This window comes from Desulfobaccales bacterium (assembly GCA_041648175.1).
GTDB lineage: Bacteria > Desulfobacterota > Desulfobaccia > Desulfobaccales > 0-14-0-80-60-11 > 0-14-0-80-60-11.
Genome location: JBAZPO010000011.1, coordinates 109,193 through 135,262 on the forward strand (window position 1 = coordinate 109,193; position 26,070 = coordinate 135,262).

The following is a 26,070-nucleotide window of genomic DNA, read 5'->3' on the forward strand; positions in this document are numbered from 1 at the left end:
TTGAGATTCTTCGGTCGCTTCGCTCCCTCAGAATGACAGGCAGGGAGATATTTGCAAGGGGCTCAATCGAAACCCGAATTACTCCCGCAACCCCATATAGGCTAACGGCAACAGAGCCAGACTGATGGCCCCGGAGATGATCAGCGGCATCTGGTAGCCGTAGGCCGCGCCCAAGGGACCGAAGATCAGGGAACCGGCAAAGACCCCCATCGTGGTGGTGAGCGCAATGAGGCTGGCGCTGCCGCCGATGCGGTCCACGTGAAAAAGCCGGGTGATGGTGGTATAGGTCTCCATGAGGATGAGGCCGTCCCCAAACCCGTGCACCGCCCGCCAGGCGAAGGACCAGGCCAGGTCCGGATACGTCATGCAAATATGGCCGGTGCCGGAAAACACCAGGGCCAGGGCCAGAAAAGTGAGGGGCTTTAAGCGCCCGGCCCAGAACCGCCCATAAATATAAGCGGTTAGGGCCACCACCCCGAATTCCCCTGCCATGTAGATACCCACCCCCAAGGGCGACAGTCCCAGGTTGTGCTCCAGAAACAACGACAGGCTGGTGGCCTCAGCCCCCCAGTGCAGGGTAAAGAGAAAGAGCCAGCTAACGAAAAAGAGTACTGGAGCGGCCAAGAAATCCCGGCCATAGTCAAACAAGGCCGTACGCACCCCCCGGGTCACCGGCAGACGCACCGTAGGCCCGATCAGGATCAGCAGCCCCACGCTGAAGAGCTTCAAAGTTATGGTGAAATTCAGCCAGTAGTATGCCGCGCCTCCCAACAGCACCCCCACCAGCATCCCGCCCATGCGCATGGCATTGTACTGCCCCAGGCGCCGGGGCGCGTCCGCATGGTCTTCCTTGAACAGGAGGGTATCTAAAGAGAGCCGAAAGAGCTGAAGGCTCAGGCCGAAGCCCCAAAAGACCGCCAGGAAGGGCCAGAAACTCCCCACAAGCGCCAGCCCCCAGAGGCTTGCCGCAGTCGCCGCCAGGCCCATCCGGGTAAGGATGCGGGCGGGATAACGGTCGCCGATGACGCCCACGGGGAAAGATACCAGAATAGCGTTCAGGCTGAGGACTGCATAGAGGACCCCGATCTGGCCCCCGGAAAAATGGAGATTCCCCTTTAAATAGAGGGGAAGCAGGAAGTAGATGCAGGAGACGACCGCGGAATAGACACTGATATAAAAGGGCAGCAAAATATTGGACCGCACTTACAAGGCGCTGCGGTCGAGCCGAACCTCCATGGCCCGGGCCGGGCACACCGGGCAACACAGTTCGCAGGCGCTACATTTTTCGGGGTCAAAGAGGACTTCCATCTCAGGCCGCTTGACGCGCAGGGCCCCGGTGGGGCAGACCGCGGTGCAGGCGCCGCACTGGTAACAGCTCTCTTCATTGCGGCGCACCTCGCGGGCCACCCGCTGGACCTTAACCCCTGAATCCTTCAGGTACTTGAGACCCCGGCGAAAATTTTTCGGATGCCCCCTGAGCTCCATGACCATCACCCCTTCTTTCCGGGGATAGATGGTGGCCTTGAGCAGATTAAACTCCAGGTCATAATCTTTGACCAGGCGGTAAATGATGGGCTGATCCACCACCTCCTGGGAAAACCGCAGCACTAACATTTCCGCATGCATATACCGGCCCTCAAAATGCAATAAGGCAGATTTCTCCCCGCCCCTTATAATTATCGCTCATTGTTCTCTTCTTCGGAAGGTTTTTTAATCCAAACAAGCACAAGAGATGTCGCCTGACAAATGATCAATGCAAAAAGAAACCCTTGCAGACCAAACCAGATTCCAACAAGTGCAAAACTTGTAATTGGCGGAGAGATGAATAGGACAACCTTTCCTCCTCTTGCATCATCTCTTTTAAGAACCTGGTACCCTCGATGCCTAAGTTCCCCCACTTTGTTATCAACTTCTCTTATGGACAGATTCCTGCGGTCTGAATATTGGTCCAATGGTAGATTATCCATCATTTTATTATTTTTAGTATTTTTTGAACCATGAGATTCTATTTTACCTTGAGCATTGTAATTCTTTACATCACTATAAATAGGAGGAATTGAATATTCTTTAGTATATGGCCTATCATAAAATGAATAGCCATAGATAAAACATGGAATAGCTATAATTAATGCTATAATCATCGATATTCTACTAACTTTTTCGTAACTTTCTTTTCTGCTAAAATATTGAAAGATAGTTATTAACATAATAATGTCAATTACAACAAATAATATCAAAAATAATCCAGTATTATATGATATATTATCAATATCATTCTGTATTGCTGCCAATTCTCTGGAGAATTCTTCTATCTTACTATAATAATTGTCAACTAATTTAAAAATATCGCTAAAATCAGTTAGGCTGCTTTGAAAAAGAACACTGTTCGATAAAATCTTGAACATGCGATTCTCCTCTAATAATAATCCGCTCAGGTGAGACCGTTCCCAGCCGCCGCTACAATAGTACGAAGTTTTTTCACAGACAGAGCCTCATTCTGCCAGTCAATTTTTTTATCGGTCATTGGGTTCATTAACTTTATGAATTTTTTACACTAAATTAAGAAGGCGTTCCTCAAATCAGGCTGCCGAAACGGCGCTCCCAGGCGGCCTTGAGGGTTTCCAGGGGAGCCGAGAGCAGGGGCTGCCCATGCCGCACAATCTTCACGGTTTGATCGGACCTCACCTGCCCGATTAAGGTGAGAGGCTGGCCCCGAAAGAGATCTTCCAGACGGCCCTGGTGGGCCGGGTCGACGCTCACCAGGAACCGTCCGGCCGACTCGGAATAGAGACTGGCGTAAGCCGGGGATTCCGGTGCCACCAGGCTCAGGTCCACCTCGATGCCCAACCCCGCGGCCAGGCTGGCTAAAGCCAGATGCACCCCCAAGCCGCCCCGATAGAGGCCGTGGGCCGAAGCCATCAATTCGGCCTGGCCGGCCTCCTCCAGCAGGCGGTAGTATGCCAGGAATTCCTTATAGCGCACCTCAGGCACGCTCAGTCCCACATAGCCCAACAGCTCGTAAAACTCCGAGCCGCCCAGCTCCGGCCGGGTGTCGCCCACCAGGTAAATGGAATCCCCGGGTCGCTTCCACTCCAGGCTCAAGGCCCGCTTAAGATCCGGCAGGACACTGACCGCAGTGAAAAATAGGGTGGGCAGGCCGCTCACCCGGTGCATCTCCCCGTACGCCCCGGGTATCAGGCCATCCACATACATGCTGTCTTTGCCGGACAACAACGGGATACCGTAAGCCAGGCACAGGTCCTTGAGCGCCAGGCAGGACCGCACCAACTGGGCTGCTTTATAGCGGCCGTCAGGGTTCATGCGGGGATCGTATTCCACACTGGGCCAGCAGAAATTGTCCACTCCTCCGATGTGATCCAGGGTTCCGCCCACCGCCAACAGGCGCCGCACCGCTTCATCGATGGTCACCGCGGTCATGTGATAAGTGTCGATCTGGGAGTAGGCAGGACACAAGGCCAGGCTTAAGGCCAGTCCCCGGTGCGAGTTTGGCCGGGGTCTGAGGATGGCGGCGTCGCCTGGGACCGGGGTAAACTCCCCCACCAGGGGTTTGATTACGCTGGCTCCCTGGACCTCGTGATCGTACTGGCGGATGATCCACTCCCGGGAACAGATATTGGGCCGGTCCAGCAGGGCCAGGAGCATGCCCAGGTGATCCCCGGGGTCGCCCAAAACCGGCTCGGTCAGGCGGGTCTCCGGTGGCAGCCACTCGGCTTCGAACTCCCAGGGAGGGAACTCCTCCTCCAGGAACGATAAGTCCATAAACGCGCAGGTGCGTCCCTGGTATTTTACCTCCAGGACCCCGCTGTCGGTATAGCGGCCCATGACACTGGCCTCCACCGCATGCTTCCGGGCCAGGCCTTTGAAGCGGGCTTCGTGTTCAGGTTTTACCCCTATCACCATGCGCTCTTGGGATTCAGACACCCAAATCTCCCAGGGGTCCAGCCCCTGGTACTTAACGGGCACTGCTTCCAGCCAGACCTCCCCGCCGCCAGCCATTTGGGCCGATTCTCCCACCGCCGAGGATAGCCCGCCACCGCCGCAGTCGGTGATGAAGGTGATGAGCCCCTGGTCCCGGGCCTCTAACAAAAAATCGTGCATGTTCTTCTGGGTGTAGGGGTCGCCGATCTGGACGTGGCCGGCCGGGGTGCCCGGGGACGAGACCTCGGACGATGCGGTCACCCCGTGAATCCCGTCTTTGCCAACCCGGCCGCCGCAAGTGATAATCAAATCGCCGGGGTGAGCCGCTTTCTCTGCCCCGGGCTCGCCTTTGATCTTCAGGGGCAGCAACCCCACCGCACCCACAAATACCAGGGACTTGCCCAGGTAAGCAGCATCAAAATAAAGGGCGCCGTTGACGGTGGGTATCCCGCTCTTATTGCCGCCGTCCTTGACGCCTTCGATGACGCCATCCAGGAGACGCCGGGGGTGCAGCCGGGGCTTGAGCGGCCCGGCATAGCCTCGGGGTCCCACGCAAAAGCCGTACATACCCCCGATGAGGCGAGCTCCTTTGCCGGTGCCTAAAGGGTCCCGGTAAACGCCCACAATGCCGGTGAGGGAACCGCCGTAGGCCTCCAGGTTGGAAGGGGAGTTGTGAGTTTCGCCCTTGATTACATAGGAAAACTCGTCGTCCAACTGCCCCACTCCGGCGTTGTCCCAGAGCACCGAAACTACCCAGGGTTTAAGCTGGGCAATCTCCCGGGTGGGCGCGGAGATGCAGACCTTGAAAGGATTGTCCAGGATGAAGCTTTCCCCGCTCCCCGCGTCTCGGTAATGAAACCGCCCCCGAAAGGTGTTGTGGTTGCAATGGTCGCTCCTGGCCTGGGCCAGGTATTCCAGTTCCACGTCGGTGGGGGCCGCCAGTCCCACCGCGGCCCGCTGGGCCTTAACTTCGGGGCGCTGAAAATAATTTAAGATAACCGGCAGGTCGGCATCCCGGAGCGCCAGATGGCGCTGGCGGCTCAATTCCTTGAGGACCTCCGGTGAAGCCAGATCAAAGGCCGCAACCCTAGGAGTGTGGGCCAGCATAACCCGGGGCAGAATAATCCCCACTCCATGCTCGGAATCCCAGGTCTCCCGGGAAAATATCCGAAATTCCTGGACCATGTCGTTGGCCAGAAGTTCCCGGGCGATCTGGGCCGCGTGGTTCTCGGTGAGGCTATCGCCGGTTAGTAGGAAGAGCTTGGAGGTATACACCGCGGCGTCCACCGGCAGAGATTCCCCCAGGTAGGCCGTGATGGCTTCCAGGGCTACGGTCCCGGCCGTATCCCGTACCCCGGGTTTAAAGCCCACCCAGATGGCCCACTGGAAATCCCGGGCCAGGGTCTGAAAGCTTGATACCTGGGTGGTGGGATGCGTGAAGATATCCGTGCGGATTGCCTCCAAGGTCGTCAGAGGCAGGTCCAACTCCAGCATAAGGACCCGCAAAACCCGGACCGCGGTAAGGTCGAGACCGAAGTATTCCCGGGCCTGGCGGCGCACCCCCTCCCCTTCTGCGTCTGTAAGGTCCGGGCGCCAACCGATTTCCAGCCGTACTGCCATAGCTCTCCCTGGCATATTCATGGATTGATATAGAAAATATACCTCAAGGTGAGCCGGATATAAAGGTTAAGTTTGCGGTCCAAGAATGAGGAGGAGAATCAAGACTAAAAGCTATTTCAAAACCTTGCAGCAGGGAACAACGTCATTCTGAACGCAGCGAAGTACTCTCATGGTCAATAAATTGAGATCCTTCACTTCGTTCAGGATGACAGCAATGGCGATTTTGGACTAGCGTGGGGTCTTTTCCCGGGGACCAGGAGAGCAGACTTCAATCGCCCAAGGTTCAACATAACCTTAACAGGCGTTTGAAAATTGGCGCTGTGGCTTCGCATGAATCTGGAAACTCAAACGGTGGGTCTTACCGTGGTCACAGATATAGGTGTGGTAATTGCCATCTTGCGGGAGGTTGGATACGACACCCATAATCACGAGAGTTGTCAAACCCTCAAGGTTGAACTGCAGCAATTCGTGTTTTTGGCAGCCGGAATCAACTAATCTCAGCATCCTCGGTTCCTCCTTGAACTGAGACCTACTTTTTTGGGGCAATACGCATCCTTGCGAACCCCGATACTGCCTCCTATTATGCATAAATGAGTATTTTTTTCTATAGGTAAAATTGCTCAAAAACCTCTAGGCAAAAATACCTAACGTAAAAAAATACCTATCATTGTTAGGAAGAAAACCAAATGGTAAGATGGCATTCGCTAATATTCCCAGTGGTCAAAAGTCGCGGCCTCGGTTCAACCCTTCCTGATCATCTCTCATGTCTTGACCAGCACCGCGGCAAAAAAGGCGTCCAGGTCATGTACTTCCGGAGAGCTGCGGAAATAACCGGGGGGCTGTACCAGATAAGCCTGAGGCGGCAGCAGGTTTGCATCGGTGGCCAGGTGAAATTCCGGGTGTTCGGTAAGAAAATGATCAATCTGTGACTCATTTTCCTCGGGTTCGGTAGTGCAGGTGATATACAGCAGGCGACCGCCCGGTTTTATGACCCTGCCGGCCTCATCCAGCATGGCGGCCTGCCGGGGCGGAAACGTGGCCAGGTCCTCCTCCTTAAGCCGGCTCTTGATCTCCGGGTGGCGCCGCAGGATTCCAAGGGCCGAGCACGGGACGTCCAGAACCACCGCGTCCATCGTACCGCTTTTCAAGGGTAGAGTCATAGCCGCGTCTGCCTGGATGGGATAGGCTATCTCCACCCCCCAGCGCCGCGTGTTCTTCCTGAGCTCCTTAAGGCGCCCCGCATGGCGGTCCACCGCCGCCAGCAGGCCGGAATTGACCATGGCTTCAGACAGGTGGGTGGTCTTGCCCCCTCGGCCGGCCCCGATTTCTGCAAGGCGCAGCCCCGGCCCCAAGGGGAGCAAACCGGAAATCAACTGGGCCCCTTCATCCTGGAAGAGCCAGAGGCCTTCCCGATAGGACGATAACTCGGTGGGCGAGGTTTGAATGCTCTCGAAGATGAGGCCCACCGGGGAAAACCGGCAACGCCGGGCAACCACTCCCTCCCGGGCCAACCGGGCTATGAGGGTGGCGGGATCGGTTTTTAGGGTGTTGACCCGCACGGAGAGCGGCGGAACCCGGTTGTTGGCGGCCAGGCGGGCGGCGGTGGCCTCAGGCCCAGAGCGCGTCAGCCAGCGTCTCACCAGCCAGGCAGGGTGCGAGTGCAACACGCTTAAGCCCAACACCGGATCGGCTGCGGGATCGGGCAGGGGCGGCACCTCCTCTGCGGCCAACCGGCGCAACACTGCGTTGACAAAGCCTACATGACTCTTGGGCAGGCCCCGGGCCTTAGCCAGATTCCCGGCTTCATGGAGTACCGCCCTGGCTGGCACCCGATCTAACATGAGGATCTGATACGCTCCCAGGCGGAGAAGTTGCAAGACCAGGGGATGGAGTTTTTTCAGGGGCATATCCGAAAGGCGGGACAAGACATAATCAAGCCGCACCTCCCAGCGCTTCACCCCCTGCACCAACTCTAGCAGCAAGCCCCGCTCCGGCCTCGATAGATCCCGATGACGCTTGAGGGTGGCGGCGAGCAATTCCTCGACCGACTCTCCGTGCCGGGCGGCCGCGGCCAAAATATCCAGGGCCAGGGCCCGGGCGCCGGTGGAATGTGGCAATGCCTGAGGTTTACTCATAGTTCAGTCATACTCAAATCGTCATAACGAAACTTTTGATCACTCATTTTATAATTTACCAGCATATCACCAAGTGTGGGTAAGCCTCCTAAATTAAGGCTACCTGCCTGGGCAAGACGTTTGATAATTGTGAACATCATGTTAATAAGACTGATCATAGTCTTTCCATGGCCGGCCAGGTGTTTCCCTCAATCCCCTATGAGTGATTAATATCAGGCCTTTTCTTATTATAGGCATTAAAAATGCATTTAATTGAACAGAATCAAAAATACCGCACCTCAGAAGGGAGAACGTCATACTAATCAATATCTATTACCATTCCCCGAAGAACCGCGATTATCTCCACCACGTGGTTGATTCGTCCGGGATATGCCGGGTAAAGGATTTTCAGAACCTTGAGGATCTGAAAGGAGACCATACGGCCGATGTGGTGCTCTTGGAATACCAGGACAACAATCCCGCACTTGACTCCTGGATTGCCCAGACCACTGCTCAGCCCGACTGCCCAGAGATTTTCCTCTTCGTGGAAGAGGCATCGCCCCCGTTCATATGGAAAGCCCTGAAGTTGGGAGCTCGCGAAATCTTCCCCGGCGCCATGCAGCCCGAAGCATTGCAAGATGCGGTATTACGGCTAGGGATGCGCAAGGCCGCCCGTGCCAGGCAATCATAAATTTGCCTTGAATGCACCACCTATTCGTGGCTTCACTTGAATTATAGGTGTCCTCTCTTTCCTTATATTTTTGATATTTTTGCCCCGAATACCGTCTTTTCCCAGTCCCGCGCCTGCACCTTCTTGTAATACCAAGTTGCGCTCATAGAAGTAAAAATAGCTTCGGTTTTGTAGAGGCACACTTGCATGTGCGACCACTCTGAGGGCGGACACATAGGTCCGCCCCTACAAAAACTATAATTACCTGTATGACCGCAACTTGGTATAAGCTATCATCCATCGCCCGCACTCCGTCCGAGCCACTCGTATGATAAGCTGTTATACTCATTGCCAAAAGTTTTTCACTTATCCACCCCTCACCCTGGCCCTCTCCCACAAGGGGAGAGGGGAATTATAAGGAAAGAACTTTTGGCAATCGCTATAAATGCTTGCATCCTGCCCGCGGTGTAGCTTAAATGTTCTAAAGCAGAATAACCGGCAGATTTTCTTGATGAACCAAGGCAGTTACTGGGACCGGCAAGTTTATGGTCAAAATCTTATTGGTTTCCGGGCAGTCATATGGTCCTCAGTAATAAATCGGCGATTCAGCAAGCCAAAGATAAATTGGGCCGCGGTCTGGACCGGGTGCTGACGCTACGGCCCGAGTGGCCCCTGGCCCTGGCCCTGGTGCTCAGCGGCGCCCTGAATATCGAAAGCGGCCTCAGGTACAACCTGGTGCCATTCACCCAGATCGGACCCCTATCCAGCGTGGCCCAATCGCTGTCGGTGCTGGGAAGCAGCACCCAGGTCTTTCTGGGAGCCTCTCTGGTGCTGGTGGGCCTCGGCTTGTTAAAGCGGTTGGCCTCGGCCTGGGCCTTTGCCGTGCTGCTTTTGGCGGTCACTCTGGGGGTCAACCTGGCCCAGGGAAACCAGGGCGCCAGCCTGATTCTCTCCGGTCTGATACTCCTGGCCCTCTTAGTCTTCAAGCGGCACTTCACCTTCCGCACCGCCACAGCACATTACATCTTCTCTTTCATGGGCATGCTGGCCATCCTGGTGTACGGCACCTTTGGCGCTTACATGTTGGGGGAGGGATTCCACCCCAAAATCCATGACCTGATCTCGTCCTTTTACTTCACCATCATCACTCTGGCCACGGTGGGCTATGGCGATATCGTGCCGATTACCCAGGAAACCCGGTTCTTCGTCGTGTCCCTGCTGATCGTGGGTTTGAGTGTCTTTGCCACCTCGATCGCTTCGATCCTGGGCCCCGCCCTTTCAGAAGAGATTGATCGCTTTTTCAACCCCAGGGAAAAAAAAATGAAGCCGACAAATCACGTTATCCTGGCGGGGGAAGGCGCCCTGGCCGCCAATACCTCCCGGGAGCTCCAGGCCCGGGGCATCCCCTTCGTGCAGATCATTGCCACGGCCTCAGTCCCCCCGCACCTGCCGGAAGATCTGGTGGTACGCGGCAACCCCGGCGATGACCAGGTCCTCAGAGAAGCAGGTATCGACAGCGCCATCCTGGTCATTGCCGCTCGGGACGACGATGGCGAAAACGCTTTCATCTCCCTGGTGGCCAAGGATTTAAACCCCAACGTCAAAGTCCTGGCAGTCGCCAGTTCGGCCGGCTCCATCCGCCGGTTGAGGTTGGCCCGGGCCGAAATCGTCTTCGCGCCGTCGGTGGTGGGAGGCCGCATGCTCGCCAACATCGTGGAAGGCAAAGAGATTCCCCAAGAGTTCAAAGACCTTCTGGAGGGCAAACGGAAAAAACCTGAAACCAAATGATCGGAGAGGCTGACCTGCTGGGGTGCGCTTTCAACCCCTGGCCGTTTCAGGCCGGCTGAGGCTGGGGCTTCTCGGTGGCCACTGCGGGCTGCGGCAGCAGAAAGGTGGTCAGGGCTTCTTCTACCTTTTCCAGGTTGACTTGGGTATCGTAGCACGGACCGTGGGGGCGGTGGTTGATAATCCCGAAAACCGGCAAAGGATAACTGTCCTGAATGCCGCTGCTGAGGTCCCGCTCGCAGGCCACGGCGATAATCAGGCGGGGTTTGCGTTCCACCACGATGCGGCGAGCCAGAGTGCCGCCGGTGGCCACTGCCAGCCCCACGCCGTATTTTTCCGACAAATCCACCAACCCGGTTATGGGACATTTGCCGCACCGTTTGCAGTGCACCGTGCTGCCCGTAATCCGAAACTGGCATTCGTGGAATTGTAGGCAATGGGGCATGAGCAGGAGTAGTTTATCCGCCGTGGTGCGCAGGTGTTGCGCCAAAACCAATTGATTATTGATTTCGATGAACGAGCGCCTCACCTTTTCCTTGGAGACGCCGGCTAATTTCCCCACTCCGCTCATCAAGGGCAGGAGCAGCTTGATCACCAAACCCCGAAGTTTGCGGGAAAAGAACAGGTCCCTTCCTAAGACCACGGTCAGGGCCAGCATAACCAGGATACCCAGCACCATTAGGAGCAGGACGCTGAAAATGATCCCCAGGACGACAGGCAGATCGGGATGGATCGTAGTCAGGCCCACGTAGGGCACATACCAGAGGATTCCCAGGATGAGGGTGAACAAAAAGCAGGTGAGCGCCAGCAAGCCCAGAAAGGTGCGCTTCTGAGGCCGCAGGGAATTGCCGCCGTTCAATATTTTCACCGGCTCATCCATGAGTAGTCCTACTCCAGCACTTGCCCGATCAGGGATTGACCCCGTAAGAATTCGGCGGCTATAAGGCGCTTGTGCCCGGCCAGTTGCACTTCCTTCACCGTGACGCTTCCCTGGCCGCAGGCGATTTCCAGACCTTGAGGGGTCAGACGCAGCACCGTCCCCGGTGCCGCCAAACTCCCCTCGCTCTTTTTCAGCCGGGCTCCGAAAACCTTGATAACTCGGCCCCGCCATTGGGCGGCAGCGCCGGGCCTCGGGTCCAGTCCCCGAATCCAACCCGCCACTTCCGGGGCCGAAAGCTCCCAATGCACCCGGCGCATCTCTCGGGAGATAGGCGGGGCCAGGGTAACCTCAGACTCGTTTTGCGGATTTTTGATGGCTTCTCCCCGGCGCAGGCTGTCCAAGGCTTGAACCAGCAAGGCCGCACCCCGCTCCGCCAACCGGGAATACAAGGTTTCGGAATTGTCTTCCGCGGTAATGGGGACCTGCTCCTGGAGGAAAATCGGTCCCGCATCCAGTTCATAGCGCAGCCACTGGATGGTTACCCCGGTCACCTTATCCCCCTTGATCAGCGCCCAATTGATGGGGGCTGCCCCCCGGTAACGCGGCAAAAGGGAGGCGTGGACATTGAGAGAACCCACGGCTGGCACGGCCAGAATCTCAGGCGTGAGAATCCGGCCGTAGGCCACGACAATCATGAGTTCCGGTTTAAGCGCCGCAAAACTTTTGACCAACTCCGGGTCTTTGAGACGCTGCGGCTGCAGCACTGGCAGATTCCATTCCTGCGCCAGTTCCTTCACCGGCGAGGGAGTGACTACCTGGCCCCGCCCCCGGGGCCGGTCCGGTTGCGTCACCACGGCCGCCACCTCTTCCCCCGCGGCCAGGATGGCCTCCAGAGACGGCAAGGCGAACTGGGGGGTGCCCATGAAAATCAGGCGCCAGGGTCCTGATTTCACCTGGCTCCCACCTGTTTCTTCAATCGTCTTAAGAAGAGTCCCCGCTTGAGGCGGCTGATATGATCGATAAACAGAATGCCGTTCAGATGGTCGATTTCGTGCTGCAGGACCACCGCCAGCAACCCCTCGCCGGTAATTTCAATGGGCTTGCCTTCCCGGTCCAGGCCCTTCACCAGCACCTGAGCATGGCGCTGCACCTCGGCAGAGAAGTCCGCCACCGACAGGCAGCCCTCTTCATGGATGATCTCCCCTTCCGAAGCGACGATGCAGGGATTGAGCACCACCCAAGGTTTCCGGGCCCTGCCCTCCTTGTGGGCCACATCAAAGACAATAAGACGCTTAAGTTCCCCCACCTGGTTGGCGGCCAGCCCCAGACCTGGCGCGGCATACATGGTCTCGGTCATATCGTCGATGAGGCGCTGCAATTTTCCATTAATATTCGCAACTTCCTCGGCTTCTCGCCGCAGCACCGGATCGGGCAATTTGCAAATCGGTAACACTGCCATAAGCTTGACAATTCGTGGAGAATGTTAATTTGTGTGCTTTAACTTTAAGGCATAACTGGAAAATTTTCAAGAACTCACCCGTCGGAAGGGCAAAAATCTGGACGTAACCACGGTTCGGACCGTTGGGGGCGTTAAAAGAAAAAGGTGAGGGGCCGCTTAAGGCACCCCTCACCGTCAGGAGGAGGGTTAGAGGATTAGAGGGAATTCTTACTTGGCCGGACCAGCAGGGGCTGGACCACCAGGACCCATGCCGCCACCGGGGCCGACCATGGGGCAGCCGCCAGGTCCCATACCACCGCCAGGTCCGCCCATGCCACGGCCCATTCCCATGTGGCCGAAACCTTGCGCCAGTTGCGGAGAAATTTTACGGGCTTCCAGCCGGAAGGCCACGCTCTTTTCCTGCATCTGGCCCTTAACGGCATTCAACTCTTTCTGTTTGGCGACAATTGCCTTCTCGTCGGGATTTTCGGCCTTCCATAACGCCGCTAACTCCGCGTGCTTGACCATCATCTGTTTGCGGACATCCGCAGTATCGTTCATGAACTTCTGCTTAAGATCAAAGAGCTTTCCGGCTTGCTCGGGGCTGAGGTTCATGGCTCCCATCATACCGCAACCCATGCCGCCCATGCCGCCGCGGGCCCAAGAGGACACCGCCAGACTCGCGGTCAACGCCAGGGCCAACAGAATCACCAAGGACATCTTACTTACTTTCATCTGCTCGTATCTCCTTTAGTCTCTGCTTCAGGTTTATCAGGCCGTTAATCCGGCCTTTAGTAAGTTAAACCCAAAGCAGTACCAAACCCGGCGCGGCAGAGTGATTTTTTTCTGGGGCTGGATATAGCGTTTGCCAAAAGCTTTTTCCTTTAAGGTACATTGTCTAATACCGAGTTGCATTCAAAGAGCAATGTTGGGTAGGCGCAGGCTATAGCCTGCGCCTGCACAGGCGAGACGCCTGTGCCACCGTTTGAATGCGAATTGGTATAAGAAGCTAAATCCCCCCTAACCCCCCTTTTCCAAAGGGGGGAACTTGGCGGAATTGCTTTAAAAGTCCCCCTTTGAAAAAGGGGGATTTAGGGGGATTTAGAAATCCTGCAATCAGAAAGAATTTTTGGCAACTGCTATAGGACAGTTTGCAGGAACGTTGTGAAAAAATCAAAGTGCGATGGGCGCCGGTCATTGACCCCAGCCCCACAAGGATATGACTGTGCAGGATCAAAGCCCGGCGTCAAGCAGGCGCGTCCATCCCCTCCCCGGAGATCCGCGCCTGGCAATGCTTTCGCTTATCCCGCTTCCCCAGTTCACGCCTCCCCTTTGGTCTTACGCCAATTCCGGTAGATTTCCGGGGGCACCGAGGTGAAACTGATGAGGACTTCACACCGGCCCTCACCCTGGGGCTTCACCCGGGTGACCTTGCCATAGATATGGCCCGGGAGGGGTTCTTGCTTTTCATCCAGGAAAATTAAGCGGACATCCTCCCATGGCTCCACTTTATCCGCTGAGGTCAACACCGCGCCGGTATCACACAGATGCGTCACCCAGGCCTGGATGGTGGCCCCGGTGACAATCTTATTTTTGAGATGGTGCAATTGCACCTTGATCTCCTGCGGCAGCAACTCCGGCACCTCTGACTTATCCGGCAGCCGGATATGGTAAGGGGCGCCAATCCCCTGGACGTCATAGAGTGTGGCCCGCCCCGGCATCCCCTTCATCTCCACTTCCAGCTCATTTCTCACTTCCACCAGATCCTTCACTTTACGGTAAGTTGCAGCGCTGATCAGCACCTGTCCCGCCAGAGCGAAGCCTTCCATGCGGGCGGCAAAATTCACGTCGGACCCCACGACGCTATATTTGGTCCGCCTCTCCGAGCCAATGTTGCCCACCACCACGGTACCGGTATTCACGCCGATACCCATGGCCAACAGGGGGAAGCCGTCGGCCGCGTTTGCCGCGTTGAGTTCAGCCATGGCCGCCTGCATCCGCAAGGCGCAGGCTACGGCCCGGGCCGGGTGATCCTCCAGAGGCTCAGGTGCGCCAAAGAAGGCCAGGATGCCATCTCCCAGGATCTCGTCGATAACGGCCCGGTCGTCCAGAAGGATTTCTATCATCTTGCTCAGGTAACGGTTGAGAAAAGTAATGACCTGCTCCGGCTCCATCTCGGAGATGATGGCGGTGAAGCCTCGCAAATCCGACATGATGAGGGAGACTTCCCGGGTCTCTCCCCCCATTTCCAAGGCTTCTTCAGAGGCCAGCAACTTGGTCACCACTTCCTGGGTGACGTACCGCCCAAACGTGTCCCGGATGAAATCACGTTTGGCAATGTAGCCGGTGAGCTGCTCGCCCAGGTGGTTAAACGAAGTGGCCAGTTCCGCCACCTCCCTTACCCCCCGGACGGGTACGGCCACGGCAAAGTTGCCCTCCCCCACCTCTCGCACCCCATCCCGGAGGCGGGAAATGGGTCGGGCGATGGCGCCTGCAAACCACAACCCCGAAAAGCCGCCGATCAGGCATAGGGCCAGCCCGGCAACGAGGCCGGCCACCATGACTTTCTGGTTGAGGGCGGCAAAATGTTCTCCGATCTGCTGCCTGGCCTCCGCCGTTACGAGCCGGCAGGAGTCCTGCATCCGCTGTTGGGCGGGGGAAAAAAATTCATCCAGATTGACGATAGCTGCAACAATGAAGGGTGTGCCGGGAATATGAATTCTCACCGAGAATCTTTTCCGTTCCCTTTTATTCTTATCGAAAAAAGTGAAATAACCTTTAACCAGGTTGGTGGTGAAGGAACGCCTGATCAACTCTGTGGTCTCCGGGTATTCCTTCTCCCAATCCAACTGGTTGCGGCCTTCCACGCTTGCATCGGGATGAAACAGAATGTAGCCGTTCTTATCGTATAAATCCACGTACCCGGCGGGACCGTCCGGCGTGTAAATCGATTGGGTGGCGATCTTTCTGAGCAAGGGGTCACGCCGCAGTTTGGCGTAATCGTAGGTTTGCTTCCCTCCCAAGAGATAAGCCAACTCCCGGGCCACGTCTTCGGCCTTATCCTGGACAATATATTCCCCCACCCGCGTGAGAATGTGGTCCGAATAGCGCACATTCGCCTCGGTCACTTGACCAATGGCGCGATCCGCGATGGTAATCGCGCTCTTGGTAAGGTTACGCATGACGTAATCGTCGATAAACCAGGCGCCGATCCCCAAGATGACGATGAGCGCCAGATAGGACAGAAGCAAATGGGTGCGCAGTTTCATTGACACTCCAGGCTATCCCTAATCCGAGGGGCCAAAAAGTTGCGGTCGGAGCCTCTTTTCGGGATCATACAATGTTTCGGCAACTTTGAGAGAAAAATTGAATGGGATTTTGGGGAGGAAGTAATACCAAGTTGCGCTCATAGAAGTAAAAATAGCTTCGGTTTTGTAGAGGCACACTTGCATGTGCGACCACTCTGAGGGCGGACACATAGGTCCGCCCCTACAAAAACTATAATTACCTGTATGACCGCAACTTGGTATAAGGCGGGTCCGGCGTTAGACTGGGCTCAGGGATAGATCCGATCCAACAGGCGCGGAAAGGGGATGGTTTCCCGGACATGGTGCAGGCCGCAGAGCCAGGCCACCAATCGTTCGACGCCCATGCCGAAGCCACCGTGGGGCACGCTGCCGTAGCGCCTTAAATCAAGGTACCATTCCAGGGGCTCCTGGGGCAGATGATGTTCTTGAATGCGGGCAACCAGGGTGTCCAGGTCATGGATGCGGCTTGAGCCCCCGACGATTTCGCCGTAGCCCTCCGGGGCCAGCATGTCCACGCAGAGCACGAGCCTCGGGTCATCCGGGTCCGACTCCATATAGAAAGCTTTGGCCTCCTTGGGGTAGCGGTGCACCAGCACCGGGCGGGAAAACCTTTGGGAGAGCACGGTCTCTTCATCCCCGCCCAGATCGTCCCCCCAGGCCAGGTCTTTGCCCTCCTGCTTCAGGATCGCCAGGGCCTCGGTATAGCTCAGGCGGGGGAACGGCCCGGTCACGTCCTGTAAAGGCGTCAGGTCCCGCTCTAACAGGCGCAGGTTTGACTCCTGACGTTCCAGCACTCTAATGACTGCGGTACGCACCAAGGATTCGGCCAGTTCCATGACGTCGTCCAGCGTATAGAAGGCCGCTTCGGCCTCCACCATCCAGAACTCGGTCAAATGCCGCCTGGTCTTGGATTTTTCCGCCCGGAAGGTGGGCCCGAAGCAGTACACCCGGCCCAGGGCCATGGCCGCGGCCTCCAGGTAAAGCTGGCCGCTCTGGGACAAATAGGCCTTGCCCCGGTCCAGATAGTTCGTCTCAAAGAGACTGGTGGTGCCTTCGCACGCGGTGGGAGTGAGGATGGGCGTATCCACCAGGACAAAGCCCCGGTCATGGAAAAAATCCCGGCAAGCCCGGATGACCTCGTCTCGGATTCTCAAGATGGCCTGCTGCCGGGGAGACCTAAGCCACAGGTGCCGCCGATCCATAAGAAAAGCCACCCCATGTTCCTTGGGGGAAATGGGATATTCCGGAGCAATGTGGATCGGGGTAATCTGAGTAACCTCCAATTCATAGCCACCGGGGGCCCGGGGCTCAGCCTTGACGCGGCCTGAAAGCATCAAGGAGGATTCCAGGGTAAGCTGCTCGAAGTTCTGAAACTCCTCTTCCGGAAGATTCCCCTTGACCAACACCCCTTGGGCCAACCCGGTGCCGTCCCGGACCACCAAAAAGCGAATCTTGCCACTGGAACGCAGGTGGTAGACCCAACCCCGCAGGGTCACAATCTCCCCGATGTGGTGCGCAAGCTTAGAAATATCAGAAATTATGGGCTTTTCTGCCATCATTCTTATTCTCTAGTTGCGGCCCTAACCGTCCGCCTAACCTCTAATAACAAACTCCTAACGCCCGCCCCTGACCGCTACAGCATAATCTTTATATGGGCTTTTTCCCGCAAGGTCTTGACCCATTCGGTAAACTCCTTCTCCATGTCCTGCTGAGTCAGCATCCGGCGAATCTCCGGAGCGACCTCTTCGAAGGGACGGGCCTCGCCGCTGCGGCGGCCCGCTACCTGAATCAACTGAAAGCCCTCCGGGGTTGCCACCGGCGCCACTTCCTTGGGTTTAAGTTTTGCCAGATATTCGCTCAATCGGGGGTCCAAATCGTTTTGGGAAACAAAGCCTACATCCGTGGGGCTGAGGGAGAACTTGCCGGCCGCCTCCACAAAAGGTACTCCCCGATTGACATCTTTTAAGATGGCTTCAGCCCTTTGCTTGACCTCTTCTTTTTGTGCATCGGTGGCTCCCGGGGGAAAGGGCATTCTTATGGTTAAGAGATGCACTTGGACCCCACCTTGCTTGAAGCGCTCCTCATAGACACGCCGCACCTCGGCCTCATTGACCGCGACCTTGGTCCCCACTGCCACCGCCACCAACCGGTCTTGGATTATTTGATCGGTAATCTGCTGCTTGAATTCTTTTAACGACAGTCCCTGGCTAGCCAACCCTTTGGCCAGGCTTTCGTCATCAGGAATATTATTGCGCTTCTTGAAGTGGTTTAAAGCTTCATCCAATTCTTTGGGACTCAAAGTAATACCCCGGCGTTTAGCCTCCGCCTTGGCTAATTTGCGGTCGATCAACGCTTCCAGCATCTCCCGCTGCACTCTCTTGTCCGGGTGGCCTGTGGGTTTAACCCCAGACCGCGCCTGGATCGACTTCTCCAGGTTCTGCAACTCCGACATGGTAATGATATCGTTGTTTACTTCGGCCACAATCCGGTCCACTACTTCAGCCGTTCCCGTCCTCGCCAGGCTCAACTGGACCAGAACCACCACGAGAACGCTGATCCATATCTTCTTAATTTTGGTCATTGATTTAATCCTCTATCTCAGGCTTAACAAAAGACTGGACTTCTTTCAAGCAGTTTTGCAAGCGCTCAATGAGCGTGCCGCTTTCCGGGAGATGAATCCGTAAGGTTTGTTCCGGCGAAAGGCGAAAGGTGCGCGGCTTCTTTTTGAGCATATCCAGCAAACGGGGCACATCCAGGCGCTCCGGATGGGCAAATTGCAACACCGCATAACTGCCCTGCATATCCAGGCGTTTGACCCCCAACTGCCGCAACCGGTGTTTGGCCCGGACCACCTCTAAAAGGTTACGCCCCTCCGGGGGCAGCGGTCCGAAGCGGTCCAGGAATTCTTCCTCCAGTTCCATCACCATCGCCGGGGTCAGACGGCCGGAAAGACGCCGATAGAGCGCCAGACGCTGCTGCACATCGGGGACATAATCTTCGGGCAGATATGCGGCCAGGGGGAGATGAATTTCCGGGTCCGGCGTCTCTTCCTCCGGGGCTTCCCCTTTGTATTCCCGGATGGCGCTCTCCAGCAGTTGCAGATAAAGCTCATAGCCCACTTCGGCCACCTGGCCCGATTGCGCCTGGCCCAACAGGTTGCCGGCCCCCCTGATCTGGAGGTCGTGCATGGCGATTCTGAACCCGGACCCCAACTCCGTAAACTCCATCAAGGCCTTGAGGCGCTTTTGGGCCTCGTTGGTTAGCGCGGCCTCGTCTGGGACCAGCAGATAGGCGTAGGCCTGGGCCTGGCTGCGCCCCACCCGGCCTCGCAACTGATAGAGTTGGGCCAACCCCATGGTATGGGCCCGATTGATGATGATGGTGTTGGCCGCAGGGATATCCAGTCCGGCCTCGATGATGGCCGTGCACACCAGAACATCCACCTCCCGGTGCCAAAAACGCACCATCACCTTTTCCAGTTCCTTTTCCGGCATCTGGCCGTGGGCCATGGCCACCCGGGCTTCCGGCACCATTTCTTTAACGTGCCGGGCCCAGACGCCCAGGCTGCGCACCCGGTTATGCACGAAAAAGACCTGGCCGCTTCGCACCATTTCCCGGCGGATGGCGGCTTGGATCACTTCGGGCTCAGGCCGGCAGACATAGGTTCGAATAGCCCGCCGGTTCTCCGGCGGCGTATTGATCAGGCTCAATTCCCTGAGGCCCGTGAGGGATAACTGCAAGGTCCGGGGAATGGGGGTGGCGGTCAGCGTCAGGACATCCACGGTACGCCGCCATTCCTTCAGCCGCTCTTTCTGGCGCACCCCGAAGCGCTGCTCTTCATCGATGATTGCCAGCCCCAAATCCCGAAAAGCGACGTCCTTGGACAGCAACCGGTGGGTGCCGATGAGGATGTCCACTTTGCCCTGGGCCACCTCAACCAGGATGCTCTTTTGTTCCTTCGGAGTTTTGAACCGGCTGAGCACCCGCACCTCTAAAGGGAAGTGAGCCAGGCGGTGCCGGAAAGTGTCATAGTGCTGCTCCGCCAACACCGTGGTGGGCACCAGGACCGCCACCTGCTTGCCGTCCGTGGCGGCCTTAAACGCGGCCCGCACCGCCACCTCGGTTTTACCGTAGCCCACGTCGCCGCAAATCAGCCGGTCCATGGGCTTCTCCGAAACCATGTCCCCCAGCGTGTCGGCGATGGCCTGCAACTGGTCGGGAGTCTCCTCGTATTCGAAGGTGGCCTCGAACTCCCGGTAAGCCGGGTCCGGCGGGGAGAAGTGGTGGCCCGGCAGCACCCGGCGCAGGGCATAAAGCTCTACCAACTCCCGGGCGATTTTTTCCACCGCCTTCTTCACCCGGCCTTTGGAGCGCTCCCAGGATTTGCCCCCCAGACGCTCCACGCGCGGGCTCGCCCCTTCCACCCCCAGATATTTCTGTACCAGGTTGAGGTGATCCACGGGGAGATACAGCCGGTCCCCCCCTTGATATTCCAGTTCCAAGAAGTCGTTAACTTCACTGCCCACCGTGAGTTTAACCAGTCCCTGGTAGATACCGATGCCGTGGTCCAGGTGGACCACGAAGTCGCCCTCGCTCAAGTCGGCCAGGGAGGTGAGATCCTGGGGCGAGGGCGCGGCCTTGCGGCGCCGGCCTTCGGGCTTAAGCCCCAGGGCCTCGTCTTCGGTGAGGACAATCAAGCCTTCCGAGAGCAGCTTAAAGCCCCCGGTCAGTTCTCCCACCGTGATGTCCACCCGGGGTCCGGGCTCCCAGGTGGGCGCCGGGAGGAACTCCGCGTCCAGTCCGTCTTCACCCAGCAAGCGCGCCAGGCGCTCGCCCCGATGCCGGTTCAGGGACGCCAAAACGACGTGGAACCCGGAACTGCGCCATGCCCCCAAGCGCCCGGCCAGGGCCGGGATGAGGCGTCCGGCTTCCTCAGAGGCCTGAGCCAGTTCCTCAGCCAGGTGGTCGTTTTTCTCCACCTGGAAGGTGATATCCTGGTCCTGGTCCTGGTGCCCCCAGGCCAAAACGGGGCAGAAAATCCGGGCAAACCGCAGGCGTTGTTCCTCCCAGGGCGTTTTATCCAGCCAGCCCGGGGGTTCTGCGGCTGTAGCTTCTTCCTGTTGCTGCAGTTCCTGCCCGAGAATCAGGGGGTCCCATTCCACCACCACCGTATCTTCAGGCAAAAAATCCCAGAGGGTCTGGGGGTGCTCGTAGAATTCTTGCAAATGACGTTCGATGCGGGGGAAATGCCGGCCTTCGTGGACATGGTCCCAGAATGCCGGGTCCTGCCGGCGGCTGCGGCCGGACAAGGCCCGCGCTTTGACGGCCTCATCCAACACCACTTCATTGGCCGGGAGCACCGTCAGGTCATCCAGAGTTCCCTGGGAGCGCTGGGTGGCAGGATCGAACAGCCGGATGGATTCAACCTCATCCCCCCAGAACTCCAGGCGCACCGGCTGGTCATACAGGGGCGGAAACAGGTCGATGACCCCGCCCCGGACACTGAACTCCCCTTTTTCTTCCACCACCGGGCGGCGCTCATAACCGCCTTCCAATAGGTGCTTAAGAAAATCCGGCCGTTCCAGATTCTCTCCCGCCACCACGTAGGCCACCAGGTCCCGAAGGCGCTTCTCCGGCGGGAGTTGCTGGCGCAAGGCCAGGGCCGGGGCCACCATAAAAAACGGCTCCCGGGCAGTCAGGGCTATGTACGCGGCCGCCACGCGAGCGCAGCTCACGTCCGCGTCAAAGCTCAGTTCCCGAAAAGGCAAGACTTCGTGAGCCGGAAACATGAGCACCCGGGACTCTGGCCCGGTGCTCTTAACGAGCTCTCCACCCAGGAAAAAGGTCAAGTCCTTATAAAAATGTTCATGAAAATTGACGTTAGGTGTAATGAGCAAAAGCGGACGCTGGATCTGCTGAAAAAAACGGGCCAGAACGTAAGCCCCGGCCCCTGGAGTGAGCCCCTGGAGATAGGCCTGCCGAGGTTCCCGTGAGAGAGCCTCGGCCAACTGCTGCGCTCCCGCGCTGGGGGTTATTCGTACTGCCACTGTATAAGGATATCCTGAAGGGAGAGAATTTTCAAGCCTAACGAAAGAACGTCGCCGACGTCGTCTGTTGCCGAAATTGGCCAGGAACCGCATCTCCCAGTTCCAAATATGGCCATATTGCTCAATCTCATTTCCTAAAATTTACCGGCTTTTTCCAAAGCCCCGCCCTTACCACTGTCAAAGAAGTAATAAAATGTGCAGCTTGGATGATAGGAGCGCAGATTTTTGGTTAATTTATGGAACAATTCCCATGGAGTGTAGTCCATTGATCCTGGCGAAGGGACCGTTGAAAACCACTCGTTTGCCAGCCCACCTCGAGCACCCCAAACCCCGGGCAGCCGCTACCGGCGCAAGAGTCGACCTGATAGTGCCGGTTTTCGCTTACCCTCCGACGCTAAATAATGGACCTTTCTGCCTGTCTGGCAACAAATTTGCAAGAGAAATGACTGATCTGATCATACAAGATGGTCAGAACGTGCAGTGCGAGGTGCACGGTAATTGCTCATGACCGCATCGGTTCCGGCATTAAACGAAAGCGTGCCCCGGAATTAATGCGACCGGGGCAACCAGCCGATATAGACTTAAATACGCTCAAGGCAACGGGAATAACACGTGCTGATACTTACTCGCAAAATTGGTGAAAGCATTATTGTCGGTGACAACATCAAGGTGGTGGTCTTGGAAGTTCGAGGCCGGCAGATCCGATTAGGCATAGAGGCTCCTCCCGAAGTCGTTGTCCTGAGGGAAGAAATTGCCCAACGTCTGGTCAATAATAACCTCCTGGCAGCCGGCTTCAACTTCCGGGACGCTCAGCAGGCGTTTAGCGCTTTTAAGAAAACTGTCAGTCCGGGTCTAACCTTGCCGCTTCCCCAGCCTCAATCTCCGGTCACCACCATCGAAACCAAAGCCTTTGGTCAGGTCAACGTCTCAGAAAATCAAATTATCACCTTTCCGTCGGGACTACCGGGGTTTCCCAATTCTCGGCGCTATGCCCTGCTTAATAGCCATTTGAAGTCACCATTTTATTGTCTCCAATGCCTGGACGATCCCTCCCTGGCTTTTCTGCTGACCGAGCCCGCTGCCGTGGTGCCGGATTATCGCCCCAAAAACGGCGTAAACGACTTAAAAGACTTGCAGGCCGCCAGTCTCGATGACCTGCAGATTTTGGTGACCTTAACTATCCCCCCCGGCCGGCCCGGAGAGATGACCGCAAATTTGATGAGCCCACTCTTAATCAACCAAGCCCGAGGCTTAGGCAAACAGGTGGTTGTCGACAAGCCCCAGTATTCCCATCAACATCCGGTTATCAAGACTGAACCTGGCTGCCAGTCTCAATGTTATGTTAATGAGAGCGTGGTGAACGATTAACCCTTAAGGGGCGATCACCTGAACTTTTTCATCACTTTTATACTCATTGCCAAAAGAGCCTCTTGCAAAATTGCCGGACATTATGGAATCGCAGATTTTAGCCTATATGAGCACAGGCTGGAAAGCCTGTGCTACCGGAGAATTTTTAAATACCCATATAAAGTTTCGGCCGCAGAGAGACTTTTGCAAGAGGCTCAAAAGTTTATTCTTATTAACCCCTCACCCTACCCTCTCCCACAAGGGGAGAGGAGAATTAAAGGAAAAAACTTTTGGCAAACGCTATAGCCCAAGTTAACCCCATACTACCTCCCTCAAAAAGCACAAGGCGGGCTCCCCGGCCCGCCTTGTGGATTGATCTATGTTACGAAAAACCAATAACCTATAACGAAAAACGGTTTTATACCGAGTTGCATTCAAAAAGCGATTTTGGGTAGCCGCAGGCTTTAGCCTGCTCCTGCACAGGCGAGACGTGTGCTACCTTTTGAATGCGAATTGGTATTACATGGGCTTCGTTTCCATGGTGGATTCCTCTCCCAGAAATTTCCAGGGGGAGAGTCCGGATTCCGGGGAGCCGGTATCGTAGTCGAACAAGTCTTTTACCAGGGCGTTCCCCTTCTTGTAGAGTACGCGCAGCGGGATGTCCGCGGGGCAATTCTCTTCACACAAACCGCAGTCGATGCAGCGGCCGGCCATATGAATGGCCCGGACCAGTTGAAAGATGGTATCCGGGGGCACCGTCCCCATGCTCATAAGATCGGAATGCTCCAAGGCGCATTCCTTGCAGAAGCACATGGGGCACACATCCCGGCAGCCGTAACACTTGATGCAGCGGTTAAACGCCGCCTGCCACTCCTGAAAGGCCTCCTCACCGGCCAGGGCATCGACCCGGTCCACCCGCTTGCTCCGCAGCACCGGCTCGCACTTTTCCCCGTAGTCGATGACCGATGCCCAGGGGCCGGGACATTCGCAATAGTCCGCCTGTCCCTGGGGACAGGCAATACCCACCAGGACCACCTTCTCAGGGTCCAACTGGCCCCACTTGTAGAGCTCGTTAAGACCCCGCTCGTCGCACCCCCGCACCTGGATGGCGAAGATATCGTCCGGGTAACGCGAAGCCAACTGGATCAACAACTTATCCAGGGGATAGCGGGCATCTCCCGGCGCCACGATGGCTTCGTCCACTTCCTCCAGGTGTTCCGGGGTGAACAAATACGGCAGCGGGTGCCCTTCTTTCATTTTATATCCCAGATAGCCGGCCACCTGGCCCTCTTTAAGCAGTTTCCGGACTTGTTCCCGTAGCCTATCCATATTTTTCCTTATATTTTAAGCGGGTTACGCCGCTTGGGGGGCCCGCTTCAGGCGTGAGGGGCCTATTTTCCTGATTTTTTCGGTAAAATCCCGGATCGTCTGGGCCAATTTGGGGCCTTCCGCCGCGGAGATCCATTCCAGGTGCAACCGGCCGTCTTCGTAGCCGGTGAATTTCAAGAGCTCCTGAAGGAACCGCATACGCTTGATAGTCATGTAATTGCCCCGGAGGTAATGGCAGTCGCCTATGTGGCAGCCGCCGATGAGTACCCCGTCGGCGCCCTTCTGGAAGGCCCTGAGCACGTGGTGCGGCGAGACCGTCCCGGAGCACATGACCCGGATCACCCGGATGTTGGGGGGATACTGCAAGCGGGAAACGCCGGCCAGGTCGGCGCCGGCATAGGTGCACCAATTGCAGAAAAACCCAATGATTTTCGGTTGGAACACTTTATCGGGCATTTGCCAAACCTCTTTCTAAGATGGCGGGTTATGCCCCCGCAGCCTCTCCCAGTTCGGCTTCCAGGTCCTTCAGTGCCTCATCCACTTGCGTGTAGATCTGCTTGTGGCTGAACCCGAAGAGGGTGATGCACTCCGAAGGGCAATTGGCCGCGCAGGTGCCGCAGCCTTTGCACAACGCCTGGTTCACTTCGCAGACGTCTTCCCGTTCCTTGTAATCGATGGCCCCGAAGGGACAGACCCCCACGCAAGCCTGGCAGCCGGAACACTTCTCCGAATCAACCTGGGCCACTACGCCACCGGCCCGGATCGCCTCTTGGGCCAGAACCACCGAAGCCCGGGCCGCTGCAGCTTTGGCCTGGGCGATGGCTTCATCCATGGGTTTGGGGTAGTGAGCCAGACCCGCAACGAACACGCCGTCCGTGGCGAAGTCCACGGGCCTGAGCTTCATGTGGGCCTCCAGGAAGAAGCCGTCATTATTCAAGGGCACCTTGAACAACTGGGCCAGTTTCTCCTGTTCCTTGACAATAATAGCGCTGGCCAGGGTCAGGACATCCGGGGTGAGGCTCAGGGGGATGCCCAAAATACTGTCGCGCACCGTGACCTTGAGGCCGCCATCTGCGGTTTGCGTAACCCGGGGTTTGTTTTCCAGGTGAAAGCGGATAAATATCACGCCCTTTTCCCGGGCCTCTTTGTAAATGTTTTCCCGTCGCCCATAGGTGCGTAAATCCCGATAGAGGATGTAAACATCCATGTCGGGATTGATCTCCTTGAGCCTGAGCGCGTTTTCCACGGAATGAGTGCAGCACACCCGGCTGCAATAGGGCCGCTCAGGCTCCCGGGAACCCACGCACTGGATGAAGACCGCGCTCTCGGCCCCCATGACCAGCGGGTCTTTTTCCCGCAAGGCCTTGTCCATTTCCAGGCTCAACAGGACCCGAGGATTTTCTTTATAAAGATATTCTTTGGGCTTATAGGAATGGCCGCCGATGGCGATGATCGCGGCGCCATGCTCCACCTCGGTTGATCGGCCTTCACTGGTGATTACAGACGTAAAGTTCCCCACGAACCCCTGCACGCTGCTCACTTCGGAGTTGAGGTGCACGTCGATTTTGGGGTGATTGGTCACCCGTTGCACCA

20 protein-coding genes and 1 pseudogene are annotated in these 26,070 nt (G+C 56.8%); 5 read left to right on the plus strand and 16 right to left on the minus strand.

The window, feature by feature from the left end; all coding sequences use genetic code 11:
• Positions 1-78: 78 nt before the first annotated feature.
• From WC600_11735 to WC600_11750, 4 genes are all read right to left on the minus strand, one after another.
• The gene (locus WC600_11735) at positions 79-1,203 is read right to left on the minus strand and encodes an MFS transporter (GenBank protein ID MFA4903399.1); all 1,125 of its coding nucleotides are present in this window, start codon (positions 1,201-1,203) and stop codon (positions 79-81) included.
• Complete coding sequence (locus WC600_11740) at positions 1,204-1,626, minus strand: NIL domain-containing protein (protein MFA4903400.1); 423 nt, start codon at positions 1,624-1,626, stop codon at positions 1,204-1,206.
• A gap of 50 nt (positions 1,627-1,676) precedes the next feature.
• Complete coding sequence (locus WC600_11745) at positions 1,677-2,405, minus strand: hypothetical protein (protein ID MFA4903401.1); 729 nt, start codon at positions 2,403-2,405, stop codon at positions 1,677-1,679.
• Positions 2,406-2,574: 169 nt separating this feature from the next.
• Entirely contained in the window at positions 2,575-5,559 is a 2,985-nt protein-coding gene (locus WC600_11750; GenBank protein ID MFA4903402.1) for an AIR synthase-related protein, read from the minus strand.
• A gap of 330 nt (positions 5,560-5,889) precedes the next feature.
• On the opposite strand from WC600_11750, the gene WC600_11755 reads away from it, so the two are divergent.
• Positions 5,890-6,054 (plus strand): hypothetical protein, encoded by a 165-nt coding sequence (locus tag WC600_11755; GenBank protein ID MFA4903403.1) that lies wholly within the window; start codon positions 5,890-5,892, stop codon positions 6,052-6,054.
• A gap of 266 nt (positions 6,055-6,320) precedes the next feature.
• Here the strand turns inward: WC600_11755 and rsmB are convergent, their stop codons facing one another.
• Positions 6,321-7,694: a 16S rRNA (cytosine(967)-C(5))-methyltransferase RsmB gene (gene rsmB, locus WC600_11760; protein MFA4903404.1), complete on the minus strand. Its 1,374-nt coding sequence runs from the start codon at positions 7,692-7,694 to the stop codon at positions 6,321-6,323.
• A 436-nt stretch (positions 7,695-8,130) separates the two neighbouring features.
• Here rsmB and WC600_11765 point away from each other — a divergent pair, with 436 nt between their 5' ends.
• Together WC600_11765 and WC600_11770 are read left to right on the plus strand one after the other, a co-directional pair.
• Entirely contained in the window at positions 8,131-8,364 is a 234-nt protein-coding gene (locus tag WC600_11765; protein ID MFA4903405.1) for a hypothetical protein, read from the plus strand.
• Positions 8,365-8,922: 558 nt separating this feature from the next.
• A complete protein-coding gene (locus WC600_11770; protein MFA4903406.1) occupies positions 8,923-10,131 on the plus strand; it encodes an ion channel in 1,209 nt (402 codons plus the stop codon).
• A gap of 46 nt (positions 10,132-10,177) precedes the next feature.
• Here WC600_11770 and WC600_11775 read toward each other — a convergent pair whose 3' ends face one another.
• From WC600_11775 to mfd, 8 genes are all read right to left on the minus strand, one after another.
• Complete coding sequence (locus tag WC600_11775; GenBank protein MFA4903407.1) at positions 10,178-11,008, minus strand: DUF116 domain-containing protein; 831 nt, start codon at positions 11,006-11,008, stop codon at positions 10,178-10,180.
• Between the two features lie 8 nt (positions 11,009-11,016).
• A complete protein-coding gene (gene fmt, locus WC600_11780; protein ID MFA4903408.1) occupies positions 11,017-11,961 on the minus strand; it encodes a methionyl-tRNA formyltransferase in 945 nt (314 codons plus the stop codon).
• Complete coding sequence (def, locus tag WC600_11785; GenBank protein ID MFA4903409.1) at positions 11,958-12,467, minus strand: peptide deformylase; 510 nt, start codon at positions 12,465-12,467, stop codon at positions 11,958-11,960. Before def ends, fmt begins: the two co-directional genes overlap by 4 nt.
• A gap of 207 nt (positions 12,468-12,674) precedes the next feature.
• The gene (locus WC600_11790; GenBank protein MFA4903410.1) at positions 12,675-13,181 is read right to left on the minus strand and encodes a periplasmic heavy metal sensor; all 507 of its coding nucleotides are present in this window, start codon (positions 13,179-13,181) and stop codon (positions 12,675-12,677) included.
• A 584-nt stretch (positions 13,182-13,765) separates the two neighbouring features.
• Positions 13,766-15,715, minus strand: coding sequence for an adenylate/guanylate cyclase domain-containing protein (locus WC600_11795; protein MFA4903411.1), 1,950 nt, complete (start codon positions 15,713-15,715; stop codon positions 13,766-13,768).
• A gap of 287 nt (positions 15,716-16,002) precedes the next feature.
• On the minus strand, positions 16,003-17,313 hold the full coding sequence (gene asnS, locus WC600_11800; GenBank protein ID MFA4903412.1) for an asparagine--tRNA ligase: 1,311 nt from the start codon (positions 17,311-17,313) through the stop codon (positions 16,003-16,005).
• Positions 17,314-17,387: 74 nt separating this feature from the next.
• On the minus strand, positions 17,388-18,335 hold the full coding sequence (locus WC600_11805) for a SurA N-terminal domain-containing protein (GenBank protein ID MFA4903413.1): 948 nt from the start codon (positions 18,333-18,335) through the stop codon (positions 17,388-17,390).
• A 4-nt stretch (positions 18,336-18,339) separates the two neighbouring features.
• Positions 18,340-21,801 carry a transcription-repair coupling factor gene (gene mfd, locus WC600_11810; protein MFA4903414.1) on the minus strand — a complete coding sequence of 1,154 codons (3,462 nt, stop codon included), beginning with the start codon at positions 21,799-21,801 and terminating at the stop codon, positions 18,340-18,342.
• A 612-nt stretch (positions 21,802-22,413) separates the two neighbouring features.
• Here mfd and csrA point away from each other — a divergent pair.
• A pseudogene (gene csrA / locus WC600_11815) lies at positions 22,414-22,569 on the plus strand (carbon storage regulator CsrA).
• A gap of 90 nt (positions 22,570-22,659) precedes the next feature.
• Complete coding sequence (locus tag WC600_11820) at positions 22,660-23,169, plus strand: flagellar assembly protein FliW (GenBank protein ID MFA4903415.1); 510 nt, start codon at positions 22,660-22,662, stop codon at positions 23,167-23,169.
• A gap of 498 nt (positions 23,170-23,667) precedes the next feature.
• On the opposite strand, the gene WC600_11825 is transcribed toward WC600_11820, so the two are convergent.
• The 3 genes from WC600_11825 to WC600_11835 all read right to left on the minus strand — a co-directional run.
• A complete protein-coding gene (locus tag WC600_11825; GenBank protein MFA4903416.1) occupies positions 23,668-24,477 on the minus strand; it encodes a 4Fe-4S dicluster domain-containing protein in 810 nt (269 codons plus the stop codon).
• Between the two features lie 24 nt (positions 24,478-24,501).
• Positions 24,502-24,933, minus strand: coding sequence for a hydrogenase iron-sulfur subunit (locus WC600_11830; GenBank protein MFA4903417.1), 432 nt, complete (start codon positions 24,931-24,933; stop codon positions 24,502-24,504).
• Positions 24,934-24,961: 28 nt separating this feature from the next.
• A partial coding sequence (locus WC600_11835; protein ID MFA4903418.1) for a 4Fe-4S dicluster domain-containing protein occupies positions 24,962-26,070 on the minus strand: 1,109 nt, incomplete at its 5' end.

Bases quoted from the DNA above. Each gene is read 5' to 3' on its own strand.
- WC600_11825 (MFA4903416.1), bottom strand. From the start codon at position 24,477: ATGGATAGGCTACGGGAACAAGTCCGGAAACTGCTTAAAGAGGGCCAG.
- WC600_11830 (MFA4903417.1), bottom strand. From the start codon at position 24,933: ATGCCCGATAAAGTGTTCCAACCGAAAATCATTGGGTTTTTCTGCAAT.
- WC600_11795 (MFA4903411.1), bottom strand. From the start codon at position 15,715: ATGAAACTGCGCACCCATTTGCTTCTGTCCTATCTGGCGCTCATCGTC.
- WC600_11750 (MFA4903402.1), bottom strand. From the start codon at position 5,559: ATGGCAGTACGGCTGGAAATCGGTTGGCGCCCGGACCTTACAGACGCA.
- WC600_11740 (MFA4903400.1), bottom strand. From the start codon at position 1,626: ATGCATGCGGAAATGTTAGTGCTGCGGTTTTCCCAGGAGGTGGTGGAT.
- WC600_11790 (MFA4903410.1), bottom strand. From the start codon at position 13,181: ATGAAAGTAAGTAAGATGTCCTTGGTGATTCTGTTGGCCCTGGCGTTG.
- WC600_11745 (MFA4903401.1), bottom strand. From the start codon at position 2,405: ATGTTCAAGATTTTATCGAACAGTGTTCTTTTTCAAAGCAGCCTAACT.
- WC600_11775 (MFA4903407.1), bottom strand. From the start codon at position 11,008: ATGGATGAGCCGGTGAAAATATTGAACGGCGGCAATTCCCTGCGGCCT.
- WC600_11770 (MFA4903406.1), top strand. From the start codon at position 8,923: ATGGTCCTCAGTAATAAATCGGCGATTCAGCAAGCCAAAGATAAATTG.
- rsmB (MFA4903404.1), bottom strand. From the start codon at position 7,694: ATGAGTAAACCTCAGGCATTGCCACATTCCACCGGCGCCCGGGCCCTG.
- WC600_11805 (MFA4903413.1), bottom strand. From the start codon at position 18,335: ATGACCAAAATTAAGAAGATATGGATCAGCGTTCTCGTGGTGGTTCTG.
- def (MFA4903409.1), bottom strand. From the start codon at position 12,467: ATGGCAGTGTTACCGATTTGCAAATTGCCCGATCCGGTGCTGCGGCGA.
- asnS (MFA4903412.1), bottom strand. From the start codon at position 17,313: ATGATGGCAGAAAAGCCCATAATTTCTGATATTTCTAAGCTTGCGCAC.
- WC600_11755 (MFA4903403.1), top strand. From the start codon at position 5,890: ATGAATCTGGAAACTCAAACGGTGGGTCTTACCGTGGTCACAGATATA.